Annotated in this window: 18 protein-coding genes and 1 riboswitch; of the genes, 1 reads left to right on the forward strand and 17 read right to left on the reverse strand. The window is 31.2% G+C overall.

The features are described from left to right. The first annotated feature begins 36 nt into the window (after positions 1 to 36). Positions 37 to 1,068, forward strand: coding sequence for a lactonase family protein (locus tag ACGHJ8_RS13090; RefSeq protein WP_087357060.1), 1,032 nt, complete (start codon positions 37 to 39; stop codon positions 1,066 to 1,068). Positions 1,069 to 1,086: 18 nt separating this feature from the next. On the opposite strand, the gene ACGHJ8_RS13095 is transcribed toward ACGHJ8_RS13090, so the two are convergent. The 17 genes from ACGHJ8_RS13095 to ACGHJ8_RS13175 all read right to left on the reverse strand — a co-directional run bounded on the left by ACGHJ8_RS13095 (position 1,087) and on the right by ACGHJ8_RS13175 (position 19,947). Further along, complete coding sequence (locus tag ACGHJ8_RS13095; RefSeq protein WP_390540826.1) at positions 1,087 to 2,415, reverse strand: MATE family efflux transporter; 1,329 nt, start codon at positions 2,413 to 2,415, stop codon at positions 1,087 to 1,089. After that, positions 2,405 to 2,899: a pyridoxamine 5'-phosphate oxidase family protein gene (locus ACGHJ8_RS13100; protein ID WP_390540828.1), complete on the reverse strand. Its 495-nt coding sequence runs from the start codon at positions 2,897 to 2,899 to the stop codon at positions 2,405 to 2,407. Before ACGHJ8_RS13100 ends, ACGHJ8_RS13095 begins: the two co-directional genes overlap by 11 nt. A 169-nt stretch (positions 2,900 to 3,068) precedes the next feature. Then, the gene (locus ACGHJ8_RS13105) at positions 3,069 to 3,905 is read right to left on the reverse strand and encodes a PTS system mannose/fructose/sorbose family transporter subunit IID (protein ID WP_211962810.1); all 837 of its coding nucleotides are present in this window, start codon (positions 3,903 to 3,905) and stop codon (positions 3,069 to 3,071) included. Between the two features lie 18 nt (positions 3,906 to 3,923). After that, positions 3,924 to 4,709 carry a PTS sugar transporter subunit IIC gene (locus tag ACGHJ8_RS13110; protein ID WP_087357056.1) on the reverse strand — a complete coding sequence of 262 codons (786 nt, stop codon included), beginning with the start codon at positions 4,707 to 4,709 and terminating at the stop codon, positions 3,924 to 3,926. Positions 4,710 to 4,723: 14 nt separating this feature from the next. Then, positions 4,724 to 5,194, reverse strand: a complete 471-nt coding sequence (locus ACGHJ8_RS13115) for a PTS sugar transporter subunit IIB (RefSeq protein ID WP_211962809.1) — start codon at positions 5,192 to 5,194, stop codon at positions 4,724 to 4,726. Between the two features lie 13 nt (positions 5,195 to 5,207). Then, positions 5,208 to 5,633: a PTS sugar transporter subunit IIA gene (locus ACGHJ8_RS13120; RefSeq protein WP_211962808.1), complete on the reverse strand. Its 426-nt coding sequence runs from the start codon at positions 5,631 to 5,633 to the stop codon at positions 5,208 to 5,210. 188 nt (positions 5,634 to 5,821) lie between these two features. Continuing rightward, on the reverse strand, positions 5,822 to 8,497 hold the full coding sequence (locus ACGHJ8_RS13125; protein ID WP_211962807.1) for a PRD domain-containing protein: 2,676 nt from the start codon (positions 8,495 to 8,497) through the stop codon (positions 5,822 to 5,824). Between the two features lie 188 nt (positions 8,498 to 8,685). Continuing rightward, the gene (locus tag ACGHJ8_RS13130) at positions 8,686 to 9,651 is read right to left on the reverse strand and encodes an SIS domain-containing protein (RefSeq protein WP_087357052.1); all 966 of its coding nucleotides are present in this window, start codon (positions 9,649 to 9,651) and stop codon (positions 8,686 to 8,688) included. Positions 9,652 to 9,881: 230 nt separating this feature from the next. Next, complete coding sequence (locus ACGHJ8_RS13135; RefSeq protein ID WP_390540832.1) at positions 9,882 to 11,612, reverse strand: HAD-IA family hydrolase; 1,731 nt, start codon at positions 11,610 to 11,612, stop codon at positions 9,882 to 9,884. Positions 11,613 to 11,623: 11 nt separating this feature from the next. Continuing rightward, positions 11,624 to 13,006 carry an MATE family efflux transporter gene (locus ACGHJ8_RS13140; RefSeq protein WP_390540834.1) on the reverse strand — a complete coding sequence of 461 codons (1,383 nt, stop codon included), beginning with the start codon at positions 13,004 to 13,006 and terminating at the stop codon, positions 11,624 to 11,626. A gap of 89 nt (positions 13,007 to 13,095) precedes the next feature. Beyond that, positions 13,096 to 14,430: an MATE family efflux transporter gene (locus ACGHJ8_RS13145; RefSeq protein WP_087357050.1), complete on the reverse strand. Its 1,335-nt coding sequence runs from the start codon at positions 14,428 to 14,430 to the stop codon at positions 13,096 to 13,098. 268 nt (positions 14,431 to 14,698) lie between these two features. After that, complete coding sequence (gene thiD, locus ACGHJ8_RS13150; RefSeq protein ID WP_211962796.1) at positions 14,699 to 15,478, reverse strand: bifunctional hydroxymethylpyrimidine kinase/phosphomethylpyrimidine kinase; 780 nt, start codon at positions 15,476 to 15,478, stop codon at positions 14,699 to 14,701. Beyond that, a complete protein-coding gene (gene thiE, locus ACGHJ8_RS13155; protein WP_390540837.1) occupies positions 15,475 to 16,113 on the reverse strand; it encodes a thiamine phosphate synthase in 639 nt (212 codons plus the stop codon). The genes thiD and thiE overlap by 4 nt, the downstream gene beginning before the upstream one ends. Beyond that, positions 16,097 to 16,912, reverse strand: coding sequence for a hydroxyethylthiazole kinase (gene thiM / locus ACGHJ8_RS13160; protein ID WP_211962792.1), 816 nt, complete (start codon positions 16,910 to 16,912; stop codon positions 16,097 to 16,099). The genes thiE and thiM overlap by 17 nt, the downstream gene beginning before the upstream one ends. A 47-nt stretch (positions 16,913 to 16,959) precedes the next feature. Continuing rightward, positions 16,960 to 17,062: riboswitch (TPP riboswitch) on the reverse strand. 38 nt (positions 17,063 to 17,100) lie between these two features. Then, on the reverse strand, positions 17,101 to 17,868 hold the full coding sequence (noc, locus tag ACGHJ8_RS13165) for a nucleoid occlusion protein (RefSeq protein ID WP_087357046.1): 768 nt from the start codon (positions 17,866 to 17,868) through the stop codon (positions 17,101 to 17,103). A gap of 132 nt (positions 17,869 to 18,000) precedes the next feature. After that, the gene (locus ACGHJ8_RS13170) at positions 18,001 to 18,843 is read right to left on the reverse strand and encodes an HAD family hydrolase (RefSeq protein WP_390540840.1); all 843 of its coding nucleotides are present in this window, start codon (positions 18,841 to 18,843) and stop codon (positions 18,001 to 18,003) included. Positions 18,844 to 18,915: 72 nt separating this feature from the next. Then, entirely contained in the window at positions 18,916 to 19,947 is a 1,032-nt protein-coding gene (locus ACGHJ8_RS13175) for an aldo/keto reductase (protein WP_211962790.1), read from the reverse strand. Between the last annotated feature and the right edge of the window lie 27 nt (positions 19,948 to 19,974).

The following is a 19,974-nucleotide window of genomic DNA, read 5'->3' on the forward strand; positions in this document are numbered from 1 at the left end:
TTAAAATAATTTTATAAACTGAAAGGAGCATGATCTATGAAAGTTTTTTATGTATCCAGTTATGGAAAACATCATGATAAAGGCATTTATATCATGAAATTTGATAAAGAAACACTTGAAATGAAACGTATTCAACAAATTGAAACACAAGATTATCCCTCTTATATGATATGTGATGATCATACATTATATGTTGCCTATAAAAATGCTAATTCTCATAGTCACGGTGGTGGTTTAGGAAGTTTTTCAATATATAAAGATGAATTAATTCTCAATAACAATTATCATTCCAGTGGTCGTTCTTATACACATCTTTGTGTTGATCAAAGTCATCGCTACTTGTTTGCAGCAAATTATCATGTCGGAGCAACAGCTTCCTATCAATTAGAAAATGGTATCATTACTCAAAAAATATGTGCAGTTCATCATACTGGCTTAGGTCCTGATTTACTCAAACGTCAGACAAGCCCTCATGTTCATTATGTTGGCATTACACCAGATCAGCAATTTGTTTACGCTGTTGACTTAGGAGCTGATAAAGTTGTCATGTATCGCTACTCTCAAGGTGTTTTATTAGAAGATCCTGATTATACACTTAACATTGTACCGGGTTCTGGTCCACGTCATATGATTTTTTCAAAAGATGGCCGTTTTGCTTATTTAGTCAATGAAATTGCCAATAATATTATGGTCTTTAAATATCTGCAAGGACATTTCCAGTTGATTCAAGCGATTCATTGTATTCCTCGACATTTCAAGGGCTTTTCAAGTGCTGCAGCGATTCGTTTAACACAAAGTGGAAATCATCTTTTTGTATCTAATCGAGGACATGACAGTATTGCGATGTATCGTGTTAACAAAGAAAGTGGGAAAATTTCACTATTATATATGGTTCACACTGGTAAAGAACCAAGAGATTTCCAAATTCTTGATGATCAATACTTAATTGTCGCTTGTCAAGGCAGCAATCTTTTACAAATCATGACATTGAATGAGGATACAGAAGAACTTGTATTGACTGATTCTACAGTAGAAATTCCTGCTCCTGTATGTATTGCATTTGAATAATTAAAAAAACTGTGTAATTCACACAGTTTTTTTCTTTCTTCTCAATTTCAAATAAAATATAACACCAATGATAGATACCATAAATTCTGTTATAGGGAATGCACACCAGACACCAGTCATAGCACCTATCCATGATAATAAGAACGCTGTTGGAATCATAACAAAAAATCCTCTTAATAAAGAAATCATATGGGCAGGAAGTGGATTTTCAACTGATGTAAAATACATAGAAATAATGATATTAAATCCTGCAAATGGACAAGCCAAGAAGTATAATTTTAATCCCTGCGAGGCAATGATGCGTAAAGCCTGATTATTTTCACTATTGAAAACTTGTGTAATACTTGTTGCCTGAAAGAAAACAAGTCCATAAATCAATACAGAAATAACAACCATCATCACCAATGCATATTTTAATATTTGATGGATGGATTTCATTTGATTCAACCCATAGTAACGACTCATCAATGGCTGTATTCCTTGAGCAATACCTGTATAAATAGCAATAACAACTAATGAAAGATTGGCTATAACGCCATAGGCCGCAACACCTACATTACCAGTCAGTCCTAAAATAATTGTATTAAACACAATCATGACAACACCTGAAGAAACTTCAGTCACAAGTGAAGGCACTCCACTCGATAAAATACCAATAATCCTTTTGAATTGTAGATAACACTTTTGAATATGAAACTGATTTTTCTTTCTGATAAAGTGTGGTGAAAGAATCATCATACTGATAATGGGAGCTAAACCTGTCGCAAAAACAGCACCAAAGATACCCATTTGACAAGGAAAAATAAAAATATAATCTAAAATAATATTAGATAAACTCCCACCAATCATAGCAGCCATTGATAATTGAGGTGCTCTATCATTACGTACAAAGCATAATAAAACATTATTTAATAAAAATGCTGGAGCAAACAATAATACCACTTGTAGATATGTCTTAGACATATCAAAAACATATCCTTGCTCAATAAATAAAGAAATAATAAAACCAGAAAAAAAGATACCAATCAAAACAAACAGCACTGCAAAACATCCTGCCAAAAACAAGGCATGTGTAAAAGTTTTATTCGCCTCAAGATGATGTTCTTGACTCTTTAAGATGGAATACTTTGTTCCAGCTCCCATACCTATCATTAAACCACTGCCATGAATAAAACTATAAATAGGAATAGCTAAATTTAAAGCTGTTAATCCATCAGTACCTAATCCTTTAGATACAAAAAAGGTGTCTGCTAAAATATAACATGATAAACCCAACATTCCCAAAATATTTAAAGACGTATATTTCAAAAATTCATTCAATCCTTTTTTCAAAATTCTATCCCTCATTTCTCTTATCTACAAGTTCTATTGCTTGTTTGCCAGTTATATCTTTTATATCCAGTTCTAATAGACATAAGGCTTTCCAAAATTTTTTTATTTCTTCTTGTCGATTTTGGATACTTTCATCTGGTGAATATTTGATAGCTAGTGTTTCAATAGCATGTTGTTTTTCATCATCATTTTCAAGCATATGGATGTTGCCGAAAACAATCACACTTCTAAAATAAGTTGTATATTTTTCTGGAACAATAACATCCTGATCAATTACACAAAATGAAACCTGATTATTTTCTTTCATTAAATCTAATTTATAACCACTTTTACTACAATGAAAATAAATCTTTTGATCTTCATAGACATAACTTATAGGTAAAGCATACGGTTCCATTTGATTTCCACAAAGTGCTAAAACACCTGATGTATTTTTATTTAATATTTCTATACATTTTTCATTTGATAAAGCTTGTTTACTACGACGCATTTTTTTCATTTCTTCTTTTCTCCTTCCACATAAAATAAAAAACATTGATTCTCGCATCTTCTATGGCCTAACGATACGAAACCAATGTTTTAAAGTCTACCCGGCGGCAAACATTATTGATATATCTGTCAGATATTTTAGCACAGTTTATTTTGTATATCAATAGATTAGAGTTTGTTTAAACAGCTAATATTCCAAAATAATTTAATACAATACCTACAACAAAACATGATATAACAATAACAATTGGATGAACACCTTTTTTTACAAAGTAATACATAATTCCTGTTAAACATAAAGGAATAAGACATGGCATAATACCATTCAAAACGTCTTGTAAGACTAATGTTTCATTATAAACAATTGGTGTTGTAATATTAACTAGTGTTGCACACATTCCACCAACAACAATTAAACCAGCAATTGAGCAGCCATACATCACTTTATCCATTAAATTACTTTCTGAAATTTGACGGATAACTTCCTGACCTTTAACATACCCTAATTTACCACCAAACCATGTGATAGGGAAACTCACAGCAAATGAAATCAACATAGCAATAATTGGTCCTAAAATTGAACCTTTTTGAGCTAATGAAATCCCAATACTCATGGCTATAATTCTTACAGTTCCTTGAAATAATGAATCTCCAATTCCAGATAATGGCCCCATTAAAGCAGTTTTGACATTTGTAATCATCTCTGGATTAAATGTATCTGGATGTTCAGCATATTCTTCTTCCATTGCGGCAGTTAATCCTAATACAAAGGCTCCACATTGTGGTGTAATATTAAAGAATTCCAAAGCCGCATTATATCTTTCTTTCTTTTTTTCCAAATCCTCTGGGTCAGGATACAAACGATCTAAAGTTTTAGAAATACCCCACATAAATGCAGTATTCATTTGTCTTTCATAGTTCCAAAGAGTTTGCATACACCAACCACCCCAGAAAAATTCTTTACATTTTTTTCTTAACGGATAATTTCTTTGTGTTTCCAATCCTTTTTTTGACATTATTTCATCCTCCTTACTTTAATCATCTAATTCATCTAACTCATCAATGGATCCATCAGCTGTTTGAACTTTTGAATTATTATCATATTTCAATTGATATAAAATAACAGCAAAGATAATCGCAATAATAGCAATTCCTGTTAAACTTAAACCAGAATAAGCTGCTAAAGCAAATCCAAAGAAGAAGAAAATAGCATTTTTCTTGTTGATAATAACAGAAAGTAACATAGCAAATCCAAAGAATGCAACTAAATTAGCTCCTAATGTAACACCATTTAATACAAATTCTGGAATAAAATCATTAATCAAATTGATAAGATCAGCACCAAAATAAACAGCTATAAACACTGGGATAAAGTAACAAATAGAATATAACATTGGACCCCAAACAATATTAATTGTTTTGGCTCTTTTAAAATTACCAGCTTCTACACTACTATCAATCATATGTGTCATACTAATACGAAGAATATCTGCTCCCGTTTCAATCAATGTACTTAATAAAGTCATTGGTGTCGCAATAGCTAATGCTGTTGAAATGTCTGAACCAGTCATAATAACAATAGCACATCCAACGATTGACCCCATATTCATATCAAAACCAGAGGCACCAATACTCATGAACCCTAAACTTACCATTTCCATAGAAGCACCAACTGCTAGTCCAGTTTTTAAATCTCCTAAGAACAACCCTACAAGTGTACAGGTAATTAATGGTCTTTCAAAATTTAAACGTCCTAACATACGTGAATCTAATCTACCAAACACCGCAATTAGACCTATAACAAATGCATTTAATAACATTTATTTTTCCCTCCTTATTTTTCAAACTTCAATTCCTCTCTCTTTGATGATGGAAGTTGTTGCATAAATATATGTGTTCCACAATCCATAATCTTTTTTGAATCTTCAACTTCTTCATCATTTAAATAAACAACGTCAGAATACAATTTTGATCCTTCTTTTTTTGCAATTCCTCCATAATTAATTTCTTTAATTTTAGGATACTGTTGAATAAATCTAGCAGCATCTTTTGTACAACCAAATATTATAAAAATTGTATCTTTTAATTCTTCGACTTTTGGCATTTTAGATAAAGCTTTTTCTACAGTAAAAATATTTAATTTTACTCCTGCTGGTTTTGACATATTCAATGCCATTTTTTGAAATTCATCATTTGCTGCTTTATCATCAATAACAATAATTCTCGATACAGCTAAATAGTGTGTCCATGTAAATGCTACTTGTCCATGAACAAGTCTATGATCAACTCTTACAGCTTTTATCATATTTCTCACCTCTCTACAAATCATCTTCATCAGGTATAAAAGCAATTGATTTATTAATATATTTCACACCAAAAAGTTCTTCCTGTGTTTTCATCTCTAATGTATTGTCACTCACTGTCGGAGTCGTTAATAACAAATCAATCAAAAAAGCTAAATTGATATTTGTAATCAGATGAAATGGATAAGTTCCTAAAAACTTCACAAATCCATTATTAACACTCCCACCTAATATATCAGTACAAATCACCAAATCTTCTTTTTCAAAATCATGATTTTCCATCATTTGTGTTATTTGATTATCTAAATTAAAATCTGGTGATGTATAGCAACACATTGCTTTTAAATCTTTCATATCGCCGACAATAATATTCAAAGCGCTTACAAAACCATCGGCGAGATATCCATGTGTTGCAATAATAATCTTTTTTCCTTTTTCCATTCTTTATATTCATTCCTTTCTAGCCAAAACATGCTGATTATTTTTAGCATTGTGCCAAAGAAGGTTCGTTACACAATATCTTTGTTATTGCATATGACGACAACTCTCCAGTTTCATCATGTTTTCTCTCCTTCTTTATGAAAGGAGTTCTTCTCATTTAAAATACCTGTCATAATGCAAAATAGATTTTATTTTGCATTATGATCAGCATCAATAAATTCATAAAGATAGGCAATTTCACTTGTTGGAATCACAATATTATAGCGTTTCGATATAATATGAAATGCTTCATGAACACACTTAATAAAATGCATATGTGTTTTTTCAAAATTCTCTAAATCGTCAAATTCTGTAATAGCTGTTTTTGTAACAAGTCTTTCAATAAGGCAACAAACATGTATATAAAGTCCTATAAGTGTTTTTCCATCAAACTTTTCTTGCAAACAATCTTGCAAAACATCCATAGCTACACTCACATTGTCTAACAAAACTTGGGGGTTTAAAATGGTTAAATATCCGACAACATTGAGTAAAGTAAAGTTTTTTCGTAAATCAGAAATCATATGATCTAATTCTTCAACATTTAAATATGGTGATAATCTTTTCATAATAATATCTATATGATGACCAGAAATAATGTCCTCTAAAGCAACAAATTTTTGTCCATTCACATGAGGATTAGCCGTCCCTGTAATAAACAATACATTATTGTTATTAAAAATTTCATGATCTTGACCACTAGAAATTAATTGATTGTAATCACAAACCACAAAATCTACAGGAATAGACTTTGTTGATAAACTATTTTCAAATAATTCTCTCATTCGTTGGGCTGTTTGAATTCCACTTTCGCTTGTAAAGATAATAGCATCCTTTTTTTGTCTTTTTACAATTGTATATTTTGCCATTGAATGAGCACTGACTTTTTCTAAAATCATTTTCATATTATTTTCATTCAAAATAGCATTACCAACATTTAATGCTAATCTCGTTGAAACATTATTAATGACACCTACATTACAATTAATCGCTGTACTTAAGCTTTTTCCTAATAATTCTAAAGACCCCATATCCACCATAACAATAACATCTGCATTACTATGCATACGATTAATTCTCTCAACTAGTATTTCTTTAATTTCATCAATTGTTACATCTAATGGCATATCTACAGCATCAAATATATAATTTTCCAGCAAACTATTAACAGCCTCAGCTATTGATGTTGCTGTAGAATACCCATGACAGATAATAATTCCAAATATTTTTTGTGTTTTTCTGACTGTATTATAATGATTAAGATTGACTATCATGATTAATTTAAAAAAACTATCAATATCTGTTTCTAAATTAGAATTGACTAATCGTATCATCTCTTCAACAATTAATGTTTCATTAATACAATGCTCCTTCAACTGCGTTAATATATTATCTATATCAAAATGATTCTTCTGTTGCCATTTATATATAGATGAGTGATACAATTCATTCATATACATTAACTTTGCAAAGGTATAGCTAAAGCCACTAGGCAGGTTCATATAACGTTTTTTTAATATAGTATCAAAAATATTAGAGAGGGAGATTTCTATACCTTTAATACGTTCAGGAGCAACCCTTTGTTTATATGAAAGAAAATCACTTAATAAGTCAAAATGATGTTGTGCATCTTTTAGGGATTCCTGAAAATCTTGATCTTTAAAAAATGATTTTACAATCATACTAAAATAATCCAAAATATAATCAATCTGATCACTTTTCTTATAAGCTGTTGTATCAATATAAACAATATCTTCATCAGTAACAATCGGAAGTGTTCTTAATAAATATTCTGGTAAATGATATGTATGAATAATAACTTCTTTATTACCTGTATTTTCTTTTAAGGCAGAAGCACACATAATCTGTATAGCAGATTGTAATCCGATTAAGTTCTGTGAATAATCACCATTAACCAATGCTCTTAAAACACTACTACTGACTTTAATAATTTTATTCATTTTCTTGCCTTCATTGATCATGAAATGAATAATGAGCTCTTCAATTTCTTCTTTGCTCTTTTCTTTTAATAAAGGCAAAGAAATTAAGACAGGAATATTTTTAAGCAGGCAATCAACCATAAAATGATGCGGATGAATATCAGATAAAAGAATATATCTGATTGTTTTATGGAGATATTTCATTTTTTTGGTATTTGCGCTCTTGCCTATTTCAATCAAATGACATAATTTTTCTTGAAATGATTCGGACATATATTGTGCACCAGCTAAAATGAAAACAATATAATCATACTGGTCAATCAATCCACTTTTATGTCCATCTCCAAAAATTTTTAATGATACTTGTTCACTATTGGTAGGTGTAAATTCTATCTTAAACACTTTTGCATTTTCATTAATCTTTCCACGCCTTGCTGCATTTTCATAAATGACTTGACTAAGTGTTCTCTTACCTGTACCTTTTGCCCCATACAAAATAATTGGTAATCCGCTTGGTGGATATTCAAAAGCTTCTCTTAATTGTTTAATAGGCTCCGCTAAAGATTTATCATAACCAATAATCTGAGAATAATCACCATCTCCTACGGAATGTTCATTAATATATTGTTTTACTTCCTCTAAGTCATAAAAATCATCATTTTGAAATACCAAATGAAATAATTCTTCCATTTTCTGACGATGCAAAAAATATACAGGTCGAGAATTAATCTTCATCACCAATTTTTCTTTTACAAGTTCATTAAGATATTGACTTGCTAAACTGCGACTAATATGCATTTCTTTTGCAATAGATGATGCTGTAAAATGACTCACTTGAGTAAAATCAAAGTTTTGTGTTAAATCATTCATATAATTTAAAATCATACTTTTTGTACTCCCTGTCACATTCATCATCCTTTCATAAAATGCACTTTTTACATTTCATATACTTAAATATACACTAACTCACTTTTTAGATGATTTAGTGTTGAAAAATTAAACACTATCTTTTTGCCTACCTTTGATAGAAAGTGAGAGTTTTAGAAACACTCACTTTCTAATGACAATTCATTTTAATATTTATATTTCCACATATATTTTCTTTTACTTAATGGATGATCTCTCATATCAGCTAATAAATGATTAAATACATCTAAAAGCGCTGTATGGAAATCATAATCATAATATTCACTAACTTCACCTAATTCATGTGAACCATATTTTTCCAAATCAATCACTGTATGATGATGATTGTACTGATCTAAGAATCGAATAGCTCTTTCGTCCAATGCTTTCGTTTTTCCAGTTGATTTTAATAATAAGAATGCTGTATCTGGATCAGTGATTTCAAATGGACCATGGAAATATTCTCCTGTATGAATAACTGCTGAATTGATCCATTGCATTTCCATTAAAATACAAATTGTTTCTTGTTGTGCAGCAGACCATGCTGTACCACTTCCCATTGTATAAATAACTGGATTATCTTTATATTGAATAGAAAATTGAATAGCTTCAGGAACAATAGCTTTTTGTGCAGCTGGTACTAATTCATTCATTTTATTCATTGCTTCTACCATTGCTTCATATTGACCAGTTCCTTCCACTTGATATAAAGTTTCATAAGCAATTTTTAAGATATAAGCAGATTTTCCTACTTCAAATGGAATACCTTCTCCATCTTCAAAAACAATTGTATAATCAGAAACTTCATGAATACCTGTATCTTGTGCTTCATGTGTCAATCCAATAACTGTTGCTCCTTTAGATTTTGCAACACGTCCTGCTTCTACTGTTTCTGCAGTATTTCCACCTCTAGATGCAATGACCACGATTGAGTTTTCACCAATACAAGCTGGTGTATCATGAACAAATTCATTTGCTGAAGTATAACTTGTTGTTATATTTTTAGCTTCTCTTTGAACATAGTAATATGCTGCATAGAAACATGCTAAAGATCCTCCAACACCTGCAAAACTTAAATTTTTAATTTGTTTTTCTGAAGTAATTTCTTCAATTATTTTTTTGACATCAAACATTTTCTATTTCCTCCTTTTTTGATGTTCTCTTTTGATACCTCTACTATACCAAACTCATTTTTTGTTATAAGTAGTGTTGACATATTTGTCTTAATGTTCTGTTTTTTATAACTTTTTCTGATTTTTTGACATTTTTCAACACTACTCTAACAGTCATATCCCTTTGTTTTTTTATAATCTACAAAAGTGTTGAAAAATAAAAAATGGAAATCATTCCATTTTTTATAAATCTATTCATTAGTTTTGGTTTGAACATAATCATTAAACTTAGAAAATCTTGGATGCGTATTCCATGTTTGTAATTCTTCACTGATCTGATAAGATAAAACTTGAAATACCGGTAAAATGTACAAAGGCATTAATAATGGTTCATGAATATGAAAAGGAATTCTTATCGCATGTTCATCATCAACCAAAGGGCTATTCGTGATTGCATAAGTTCGTGGTGTAACACTTTGAATGGCTTGATAAATTGAGATGATACGTGAACTTCCCTGTGAACAATCATCAATACACCACACTGTATATGCTGGTGTCAATTGGAGATTAAATCCATGAATAAATTCTTCTGCTTCATAAGCCATACATGGATGCTTTGTTGTTTCTGCCATTTTCAATGCCCCTTCTAAAGCAATGCCATAACTTTGAATGAATCCTATAAAAAATGTAGGATTCAAAGAAGTCATTTCATATAGATGCTTTTGATAAAATTGTTTTGTTTCTTCTTGAATTATTTGATGACGTTCAGGTACCTCTAATAGTTCCTTAATGATTTCATCATAAACTTCTTGATGAATACAATGTTTTTTCAAACCAGATACCAATGCAAATAAAATCAAATATTCAATCAGCATCACAATACCTTTTGTGACATATCCTACAGTTTCTATTCCCATATGATAATCTACAACAATATCTGCATATGATTTCAAATCATCATTTTTTTGTCCTGTTATAAGGACAGCTTCTCGATGAAGTGATTTTAATTTTTGAAGTGCTTGAATACAATTTGTAGAATGACCACTTTGTGAAACCACAAAAACAAAATCATCTTCTGTTATTTGATTTTCAAAATATACAAAACTCATAGGTGAAATGACTTTAACATCACAATTTAAATATTTCATTAAAAATGGTTTTGCACATTGTGCCCCATTAAAACTAGAGCCACAAGCAATAATCCATAGGGACTGATATTCTTTTTGTAAATAAAGCTGTACCAGAGGCTTTGTTATTTCTTCTATATTTATGATATTGTCTTTCATCTGTTGTGGTGTTTCTTGAATATATGTCATCATAGTTACCTGCATATTCTTCTTTAATATATCAATAACATCTATCAAAGAATCCACTATAGCAAAAGTTTCTCTTTTCTGCTTTTCTTGTGCCGGTGCTAAATCTGGAATCATAATACAAGGAATATGCGCACGATATGCAGCTTCGACACCCACATATGAATCCTCCAATACCCATGCCTCTTGTGAATCGACACCAAAATAATTCAATACTGTTTCATAAATTTCTGGATGTGGTTTCCTTAAATGAACTTCATTGCCACACAATATATAATCAAATTGATCCCATAACTGTAATCGAGATAATCTTTGATAAGTTGTGTCTTTATCTGTCGCTGTTGCAACTGCTACAGGAATAGATAATGATTGAATAAAACGTAATAATTCCATAAGACCTTTCTTTATATCAATTCTTTCTTTTAGAAGTTCATCACCATATTCTCTCACTTCTTGTAAAATCTTTTCTGGATGAGCAAATTGTCGAAGATCGTTCTTCACAATATCTTCAACTTCTTTACCATTTCTCCCTACACATTTTAAAAAAGTTGTATTTCCCAAATCCTGTACACCATAACGCTTTCCAACACTATCCCAAGCTTCTTGCCATCTTGCTTCTGTATCAAGCATAAGACCATCAACATCAAAAATAATTAATTTTGGTAACATTTTCTTCCTCCTTATTTTATTGAATCATGAACATATGTTGTTAAATTCACAATCCATTTTCCTGTTTGATAACGTTTAATTCCTAAAATCACTCTCACAATTTGTTCTAATTGGCAAATCAAAAAAACAATAGCTATACTTTGAATCTGAAAGATATGAACACTTATAAATGCTAATGGAATTCCTACACTCCACATCAATCCACTATCAAGTAAAGTTAATACCTTAGAATCCCCTCCAGCTCTGAGTGAAGAAAAAACAATAACGATAAAGAATCGTAACGCTATACGCAAAGCAAAAACTTTCACAATAAGTATAGCTTCTTGAATGACTTGTGGATGAGTCAAGTCAAAGATTTGGACAAAAAGAGGCGAACCAAAATAAATGAATATCAGACAGACAACTGACATAGCAGTTGCTAAAGTCATTAAATAATCACCTTCTTCTTTTGCTTTATGACCATCACCATAACCTAATGAATAACCAACAATTGCAGCTACTGCATTAGAAAATCCATTTGCAAAAGCATAAAATACATTTGATATTTTTTCTCCAACATAATAAGCATCCATAGATCGTGTTCCTAAAGCTCCAAATGCTTTAATAAATAATGTTGAGCCAAACCCAAATAATAGTTCATTAAATACAATAGATTGTGTTTTTTGTAAAATGGGTTGAATAAAATAAAGGTCAAATGTAAACATTTCTTGAAAACTACCTATAAAAGGTTGTTTTGTTTGATAAGCATACAAAACATGAATACATAATGATGACATTTGAGCTATACATGTTCCCATAGCTGCACCTTGTATCCCCATTCGTGGAAAACCATACAATCCAAAAATAAGTACATAATTCACGACTATATTCATGATCATTGCAATAATTCCTATAATCAAAGGTACTTTTGGACGATTAATATTGCGATAAGTCATATTGAAAACAAAACTTAACGCTAATGGAAAATATGAGAATTTTGCAATATTTAGATAGGCTAGTCCATTTTGAATAACACTTGCATCACTTATATAAAATTGTAAAATCACTTTCCCAAAAAAACTTGCTACAGAAAACCAAAATAAACCTGAAATCAAAGCTAACAAGACACTTAAACCAAATGACTTTTTGAAGCTTGTAAAATCCTTAGCACCAAAAAATTGCACAGAAAAAATTCCAACTCCTGCAGCACTTCCCCAAGAAACCGATGTACATAATGTTTCAATCTGTACAGCCGTTCCTACTGCTGTCACTTGACCAATCCATGATACCATTAACGAATCTACAATCCCCATACAACTAGAAATCAATTGTTGAAAACCTAAAGGGATTGCCATAGAAAAAACATATTGATAAAACTTTCGTGGACCAATATATCGTTTGATTTTATCTAACATTATCACCTCATCTCCCTTTCTTTTTTTATCATATAAAAATCTATTTAATAAGAATTCAGTGTTTAAATAATTGTCACTTTTTATATATTTTAGACACTTTTTAAAAAGCGGTTCTTAAAATTTTGATAATATCCAACAAATAATATAGATGTTGCTGCCCATGAAATAGGATAACATACAACAACCATATGAAATGAAGCAAATATATCAGGAATCCCAATAACCCAAAGAATTCTTAATAAACAAACTCCACAACAAACAATAATCATTGGTTTGAATGCATCTCCACATCCTCGCATTGTAGCCGAAATAATTTCAGCTCCGCTATATGTAACATAATATGGAACAATATAATAGATAATTTGAACAGTTTCTAAAATAACTTGCGAATCATTTGAAAACAATGATGCAATCTGTCTACCAAAAGTCATCAAACAAATACTTAGAAAAATGGCTGAGATACTTAACATGCCAATACAAATTTTCATTCCCTGTCGCACTCTTGTATAAAGCCCAGCTCCATAATTTTGACCTACAAAAGTTGTTAATGCTGAACTGTATGCAGCGGCTATCATAAAAAACAGGGCATCTATTTTACAATAAACAGTCCATGCGGCAATCATAGATGTTCCAAAAGAATTAATTTTAACTTGTAAAATAATATTGGAAACTGCATACATAACTGCTTGTAACCCCGCTGGAATACCAATTTTTAAAACATTTTTTAAAATTTCTATATCAAACTCTATCTTTTTCAAACATAATTGATAACAGCCTTTTGCTTTAATTAGTTTGTAACAGACAAGAAGTGCAGAAACAAACTGTGCAATAGCTGTCGCAATACCTGCCCCAGCAATTCCCATGTAAAAATAAACAATAAAAATATAATCTAAAACAATATTAATAAAAGTACAAATCATAAGATATATTAAAGGCGTGTGACTATCTCCAATAGCACGTAATACTCCTGTTCCAATATTATAGACAACTAGAGGTATACCACCTAAAAAATACAATCGCATATACAAAGTTGCTGCCTCTAATATATCTGATGGAACTCCCATCATATTTAAACACTTTCCAGAAAAAAACAAGCCAAATAAAGTCATTATCAAGCCACAGACAATAGCTAAAGCAAAAGATGTATGAACAGTTTTAGAAACACGATGTTCTTGATTTGCTCCAAAAAACTGAGCAATCAAAACAGTTGTTCCTGAAGATAATCCAACAAAAAAATCCACCAGCAAACTAATAAGATTTCCTGTTGATCCAACAGCGGCTAATGCCTGAGTCCCTACATACTGTCCAACAATAATTGTATCAACGGTATTATATAACTGTTGAAAAAAAGTTCCTATTAATATAGGAAAAAAGAATTTCAGAATTTGCTTCCATATTTTCCCTTTCACTAATGAATATTGCATTATTCGTACACCTCCCTTAATAAAGTGTACTTTAATTCGTATGTCAAAAGAAAAAGTGTATGAATTTTCGACGAATTTTGATTTATTTAAACACTAAAAATAAGAAGTATGAAAATATTAAACACATCCCATAAGACATTTATGAATAGAAAAATCATTGATAATATCCTAAATAATATAAAAAACATTGAATATATATCTATTATCAGATACATATTCAATGCTTAATTCCTAATCTAATCATTATTTTTTATATTTCATTATTCTATTATAAATTCCAGCAATGATTCAATGGTCCACTGCCATGTCCTAAATTTAGATTAGCTTTTAATGCTCCTGTAATATACTTCTTGGCTTTTTCCACACTTGTTTTTAAATCATAACCCAAAGCCAGATTGGAAGCTATGGCACTAGATAAAGTACAACCTGTTCCATGTGTATTTGGATTGTCAATATGCTCACATTCTAGCCAATAAACCTCATTATTTATGACAAGTAAATCATCAGCACGTTTTTCAAAATGTCCTCCTTTAATCAAAATAGCTCCTTGATACCATTGTTGTATTTCTTTAGCCGCTTGAATCATATCCTCTTTACTTTGAATCGTATGATTCACTAAAACTTCTGTTTCAGGAATATTCGGTGTGATGATACAAGATAATGGAATCAACTCACTTTTTAAAGCTTCTAAAGCACTATCAGCTAATAAACGTGAACCACTTGTAGAAACCATCACAGGGTCTACAACAATATTTTTAGCATGATATTTTTTCAATTGTTCAACAATTTTATGAATTAATTCTGGTTGTGAAACCATTCCGATCTTGACTGCATCTGGATAAATATCTTCAAAAACACATTGAAATTGTTCTTCTAAAAAATAAGGAGTCACATCCATAATATCTTTAACACCTAATGTATTTTGAGCAACCAATGATGTCATAATACTCATTCCATAGACTTTATGAGCCATGAATGTTTTTAAATCGGCCTGTGCCCCAGCCCCTCCTGTTGGGTCCGTTCCTGCAATTGTTAAAACTGTTTTCATAAAATATCCTCCTTAACTTTTCCTTTTAAATTCTGGGCAGCCTTGAACACATCATCTTGAGCCATAATAGCACTGACTACAGCTACTCCATCAATGCCTGTCCCTTTTAATTGTGAAATATTATTCTGTCCAATACCTCCAATAGCAATCACTGGAATATCAACAGCTTGACAAATATCTTTTAACGTCTGTATTTCCACTTTTTTGGCATCATCTTTTGTGTGTGTCACAAAAATAGAACCCACTCCTAAATAATCGGCTCCATCTTGTTGTGCTTTTAAAGCCTGTTCCACAGTTCTTACTGATACACCCAATATTTTATCCGGTCCAATCATCTCTCTTACCTTTTTTGCATCCATATCATTTTGCCCAACATGCACACCATCCGCTTGAACTGTTATCATCACATCAACATCATCATTAATAATCAAAGGAATATGATGTTGGTGACAAAGAGATAAAAGTTGTCTAGCTGATTCAACAAAATATTTTTGATCCAAATGCTTTTCTCTTAACTGAACACAAGTCACACCACCTTGAATTGCCTTTTCAACTGTTTGAATCAGTGGTTCCTTTAACCAGCGACGATCTGTAACCAGATATAATGGCATGGCTTTCTTAACATCTTTTTTCAATCTTCATTCCTTCTTTCAATATACCATCATTCATAAGTGATAAATAATCCATCAAATAAACTCTTAAACTTCCCACACCTAATTTCTCAACAAGCATTTTATTTTTTGCCAACTCTCCACAATATCCCATCAATGCACTGACATAAGTACATGCTTCTAACAGTCTTTGACGATGAACAACCATAAATGCAGACATAATTGCACTTAACATACAACCTGTTCCTGTAATCATAGACATTTCTTGACATCCATTTCTAACAATATAAGCATTTTGACTATCCACAATCACATCAATAGCTCCACTAACCGCTATAATTGCTCCTGTCTTTGAACTGAGTTGTTGTAACCATATTATATTTTCATCTAAGTTTTCATCCGTTATACTGTCTGATGCATTCGCATCAACACCTCTTGATTGTGACTGGATATTCATTAAAGCTTTCATTTCTGAAATATTTCCTCTAATGACATCAAAATGAACTTCTTTTAATAATTGTTGAGTTGTCTGATAACGTAATTGACTTGCGCCTATTCCAACGGGATCTAATAAAACAGGGTGTTGTAAGGCATTGGCTTTTTTTCCAGCTTTCATCATAGATGGAATGGTTGCCTGATTCAATGTTCCAACATTAATCAGCAATCCTTGACAAATAGATGTAATGTCTTCTACTTCTGCCTCATCATCAGCCATAATAGGACTCCCGCCAATTGCGAGTAAAGCATTGGCACAATCATTCATTGTCACTTTATTAGTGATACAATGAATTAATGGTTTAGCATTTTTGACTTGTTCTATCATCTTTTCATCCTCCTTACAAAAAAAAGAATATATCAAGGGATATACTCTTAATACTCATTTTATATCCCTACGTTGGCATTATCCAAATCAGGTATGGTCGAAGTTCACAACTTCCTCTCAGCCTATTTATAAGCTCCCTTTTTTATTATCATAGCACTTCTCTTTAAACACGTCAAAAAAAGATGAAGCTATTTTTTCATCTTAATCACATAAATCACTTCATCTTCTGTTTCTGATATATCTACACTTATGTCTACCCCAGCCTGTTGTACCATCATGGCAGCCTGATCTAATGTATTCATCGCTATCTTTAAATTTTGTGAAATACTCTTTGTTTTAGGTTTAGGTTTCTTTGGTTCAATTTTCTTTTTAATCTTTTCTTCTGTCTGTTCAACATTTAAACCTTTATCCATAATTTCTCTTAACATATTATTTTGTTTAGCAGTTGTATCTAATTTCAATAAAGCTCTGGCATGTCTTTCTGTAATATCTTTTCTTCGTACTGCCTCTTGTACAGTCATCGGAAGTTGTAATAATCTTAATTTATTCGCAATCGTCGATTGCTTTTTACCAACCTTTTGAGCTAATTCTTCCTGTGTTATATTTTGCGTATCCAAGATTTGTTGATATGCCAATGCTTCTTCAATAGCCGATAAATTTTCTCTTTGAATATTTTCAACAATCGCTGCTGTTGCTGTTTGTTGTTCATCATAATTTTGAACTAAACATGGAACTTCTTCGATACCTGCTAAAAGACAGGCACGATAACGTCTTTCCCCAACAACAATCTGATACTTTCCTTGATAAGGTCTAACAACAATAGGTTGTAATAATCCATTTTGTTGGATAGATACAGCTAATTCTTGAATCTTCTCATTTTCAAAATGAGTTCTTGGCTGATGACCATTGGCTTCAATTTTATGAATATCTATAAATTTATATTTTGGTTCTTTCACAAAATCCTCTCCTTACAATTCGCTCATTATTATAACATCTTTATTGAAAAAACAAAAGAAATCAATGATATAAAAAAGACAATTATCAACAAGTTTTATATGAACTCATTTTTAATTGTCAAAATAATTCTTTTAATCTATTAAATTTAAATAACGAAAAGCATTATATAAACCATCATCATTTACATCTGTTGTAATATAATCAGCAGCTTCTTTAATTTCTTTACCACCATTTCCCATAGCAACATTATAATCACAACATTCAAACATAGATAAATCAATTTTCGCATCACCAAATGAAATCGTATCTTTTTGATCTGCTCCTAGATAATCTAATAACACTTCAATCGCATGTCTTTTGGTAATCCCTGTTGGTCCTAAATCACCATATAAAGCCACTTCACCTTTGCCACCCCAAGTATTTGCTATTAAATGAGGAAATTCCTTTTGTGAATCTAAATGATCTTGATAACTACTTAAAATAAAGCTAATTTTATTGACATCATCTCGATATAAATCTTCACCTTGTAAATGAATAAATCCATCCATAAACTTCTTTGAAGATTCTTTGGCTTTGCTTAAATCTGCTCCCTTTCCCTGAGCATATTTAATCATTGTTTCAGGTCCCTGCTCTAACATATAATCATTACAATACATACCACTGTTAGCTTCTAAATAAAAGCCTAGATGTCTTTCATTACACCAGTCAACAATATGTTTGACATCTTCTTTAGATAATCCTTGATGCATCACGACATGTCCATGATCTTCTACATAAGCCCCGTTACCACCAATCATTCCATCTAATTCACAAAGATTTCTTTGTTCAATTTCAGCTTTTGAACATCCTGTACAAATATAGACTTTATGTCCTTTGGCACGTGCCATATCTACAGCTTTCGCAGCTGAAGCAGGTAACTTTGCTTCATAGTCAATCAATGTTCCATCAACATCTAAAAATATAATCTTGCTCATAAATTCTCTCCTTCATCTTTATTATTTTTATTATAACATGTTTTAAAAAAATAACAGCATGATTTCATACTGTTATTGAACTTTCACTTCACCTGATAAAACTTTTTGATAATCTTCGTAATTCTTTTGTAGTAAAGCTGGTGTATCTAATTCATATGGACATTTTCTTGAACATTGACCACAATGTAAACAATTTTCAATTTTTTTCATTTCTTCCTGCATTTCAGGTGTTAACCAGCTCTTTGATGGTGCCCTTCTTAACATCAATGACATACGTGCACATTGATTAATCATGATCCCTACTGGACAAGGCATACAATAACCACATCCTCTACAGAAATCACCAGATAATTCTTCTTTTTCCTTTTCAATAAATTCTTTCATTTCATCATTGAATACAGGTGTTTCTTGCATATAAGAAAGCCATTCATCTAATTCACTTTCTTTTTGAATACCCCAAATAGGCAAAACATTATCAAATTGACTCATATACGCCATAGCTGGTTTGGATTGATTAATTAAACCACCAGCTAACCCTTTCATCGCAATAAATCCCATATTAGCTTTTTGACTTTTTTGAACCAATTCTAATTCTTTATCTGATGATAAATAACTAAAAGGAAATTGAATGGTTTCATATAATTTTGAATCTACTGCATCCAGTGCGACTTGCAATTGATGAGCAGTAATCCCAATATGTTTAATCTTTCCTTGTTTTTTAGCTTCTAACATACATTCATACATCCCTGTTCCATCATGAGGCTTATAAACTTGTGAAGCACAATGGAATTGATAAATATCAATATAATCTGTTTTCAATAATGTGAGTGACTGTTGTAGCTGCTTCCAAAATTCATCCGGTGTTGTTGCCATTGTTTTGGTTGCGATAAAATAACTTTCTCTAGAATAAACCTGTAATGCTTCTCCCAGCTTTTCTTCACTGTCACTATAAGCACGAGCGGTATCAAAAAAACGCATTCTACCCTCATATGCCTTTCTTAAAATATTAACGGCTACTTCCATTGATACTCTTTGAATAGGTAAAGCTCCAAACCCATTTTGTACAACTTGAATACCTGTACTTCCTAAAACAACTTCTTTCATAACTCTCCCTCTTTTCTTTTCTCTATT

Origin of the sequence: Massiliimicrobium timonense (genome assembly GCF_042850985.1) — a bacterium.
Lineage (GTDB): Bacteria > Bacillota_I > Bacilli_A > Erysipelotrichales > Coprobacillaceae > Allocoprobacillus.

What these genes read in the sequence shown, in the direction of transcription:
- ACGHJ8_RS13130 (WP_087357052.1), bottom strand. Translation starts at nt 9,651, where the DNA reads ATGTTTGATGTCAAAAAAATAATTGAAGAAATTACTTCAGAAAAACAA.
- ACGHJ8_RS13095 (WP_390540826.1), bottom strand. Translation starts at nt 2,415, where the DNA reads ATGAGGGATAGAATTTTGAAAAAAGGATTGAATGAATTTTTGAAATAT.
- ACGHJ8_RS13120 (WP_211962808.1), bottom strand. Translation starts at nt 5,633, where the DNA reads ATGGAAAAAGGAAAAAAGATTATTATTGCAACACATGGATATCTCGCC.
- ACGHJ8_RS13110 (WP_087357056.1), bottom strand. Translation starts at nt 4,709, where the DNA reads ATGTTATTAAATGCATTTGTTATAGGTCTAATTGCGGTGTTTGGTAGA.
- ACGHJ8_RS13140 (WP_390540834.1), bottom strand. Translation starts at nt 13,006, where the DNA reads ATGTTAGATAAAATCAAACGATATATTGGTCCACGAAAGTTTTATCAA.
- thiM (WP_211962792.1), bottom strand. Translation starts at nt 16,912, where the DNA reads ATGATAGAACAAGTCAAAAATGCTAAACCATTAATTCATTGTATCACT.
- ACGHJ8_RS13135 (WP_390540832.1), bottom strand. Translation starts at nt 11,612, where the DNA reads ATGTTACCAAAATTAATTATTTTTGATGTTGATGGTCTTATGCTTGAT.
- ACGHJ8_RS13175 (WP_211962790.1), bottom strand. Translation starts at nt 19,947, where the DNA reads ATGAAAGAAGTTGTTTTAGGAAGTACAGGTATTCAAGTTGTACAAAAT.
- thiD (WP_211962796.1), bottom strand. Translation starts at nt 15,478, where the DNA reads ATGAAAACAGTTTTAACAATTGCAGGAACGGACCCAACAGGAGGGGCT.
- ACGHJ8_RS13170 (WP_390540840.1), bottom strand. Translation starts at nt 18,843, where the DNA reads ATGAGCAAGATTATATTTTTAGATGTTGATGGAACATTGATTGACTAT.
- ACGHJ8_RS13145 (WP_087357050.1), bottom strand. Translation starts at nt 14,430, where the DNA reads ATGCAATATTCATTAGTGAAAGGGAAAATATGGAAGCAAATTCTGAAA.
- ACGHJ8_RS13090 (WP_087357060.1), top strand. Translation starts at nt 37, where the DNA reads ATGAAAGTTTTTTATGTATCCAGTTATGGAAAACATCATGATAAAGGC.
- ACGHJ8_RS13125 (WP_211962807.1), bottom strand. Translation starts at nt 8,497, where the DNA reads ATGATTTTAAATTATATGAATGATTTAACACAAAACTTTGATTTTACT.
- ACGHJ8_RS13105 (WP_211962810.1), bottom strand. Translation starts at nt 3,905, where the DNA reads ATGTCAAAAAAAGGATTGGAAACACAAAGAAATTATCCGTTAAGAAAA.
- ACGHJ8_RS13115 (WP_211962809.1), bottom strand. Translation starts at nt 5,194, where the DNA reads ATGATAAAAGCTGTAAGAGTTGATCATAGACTTGTTCATGGACAAGTA.
- ACGHJ8_RS13100 (WP_390540828.1), bottom strand. Translation starts at nt 2,899, where the DNA reads ATGAAAAAAATGCGTCGTAGTAAACAAGCTTTATCAAATGAAAAATGT.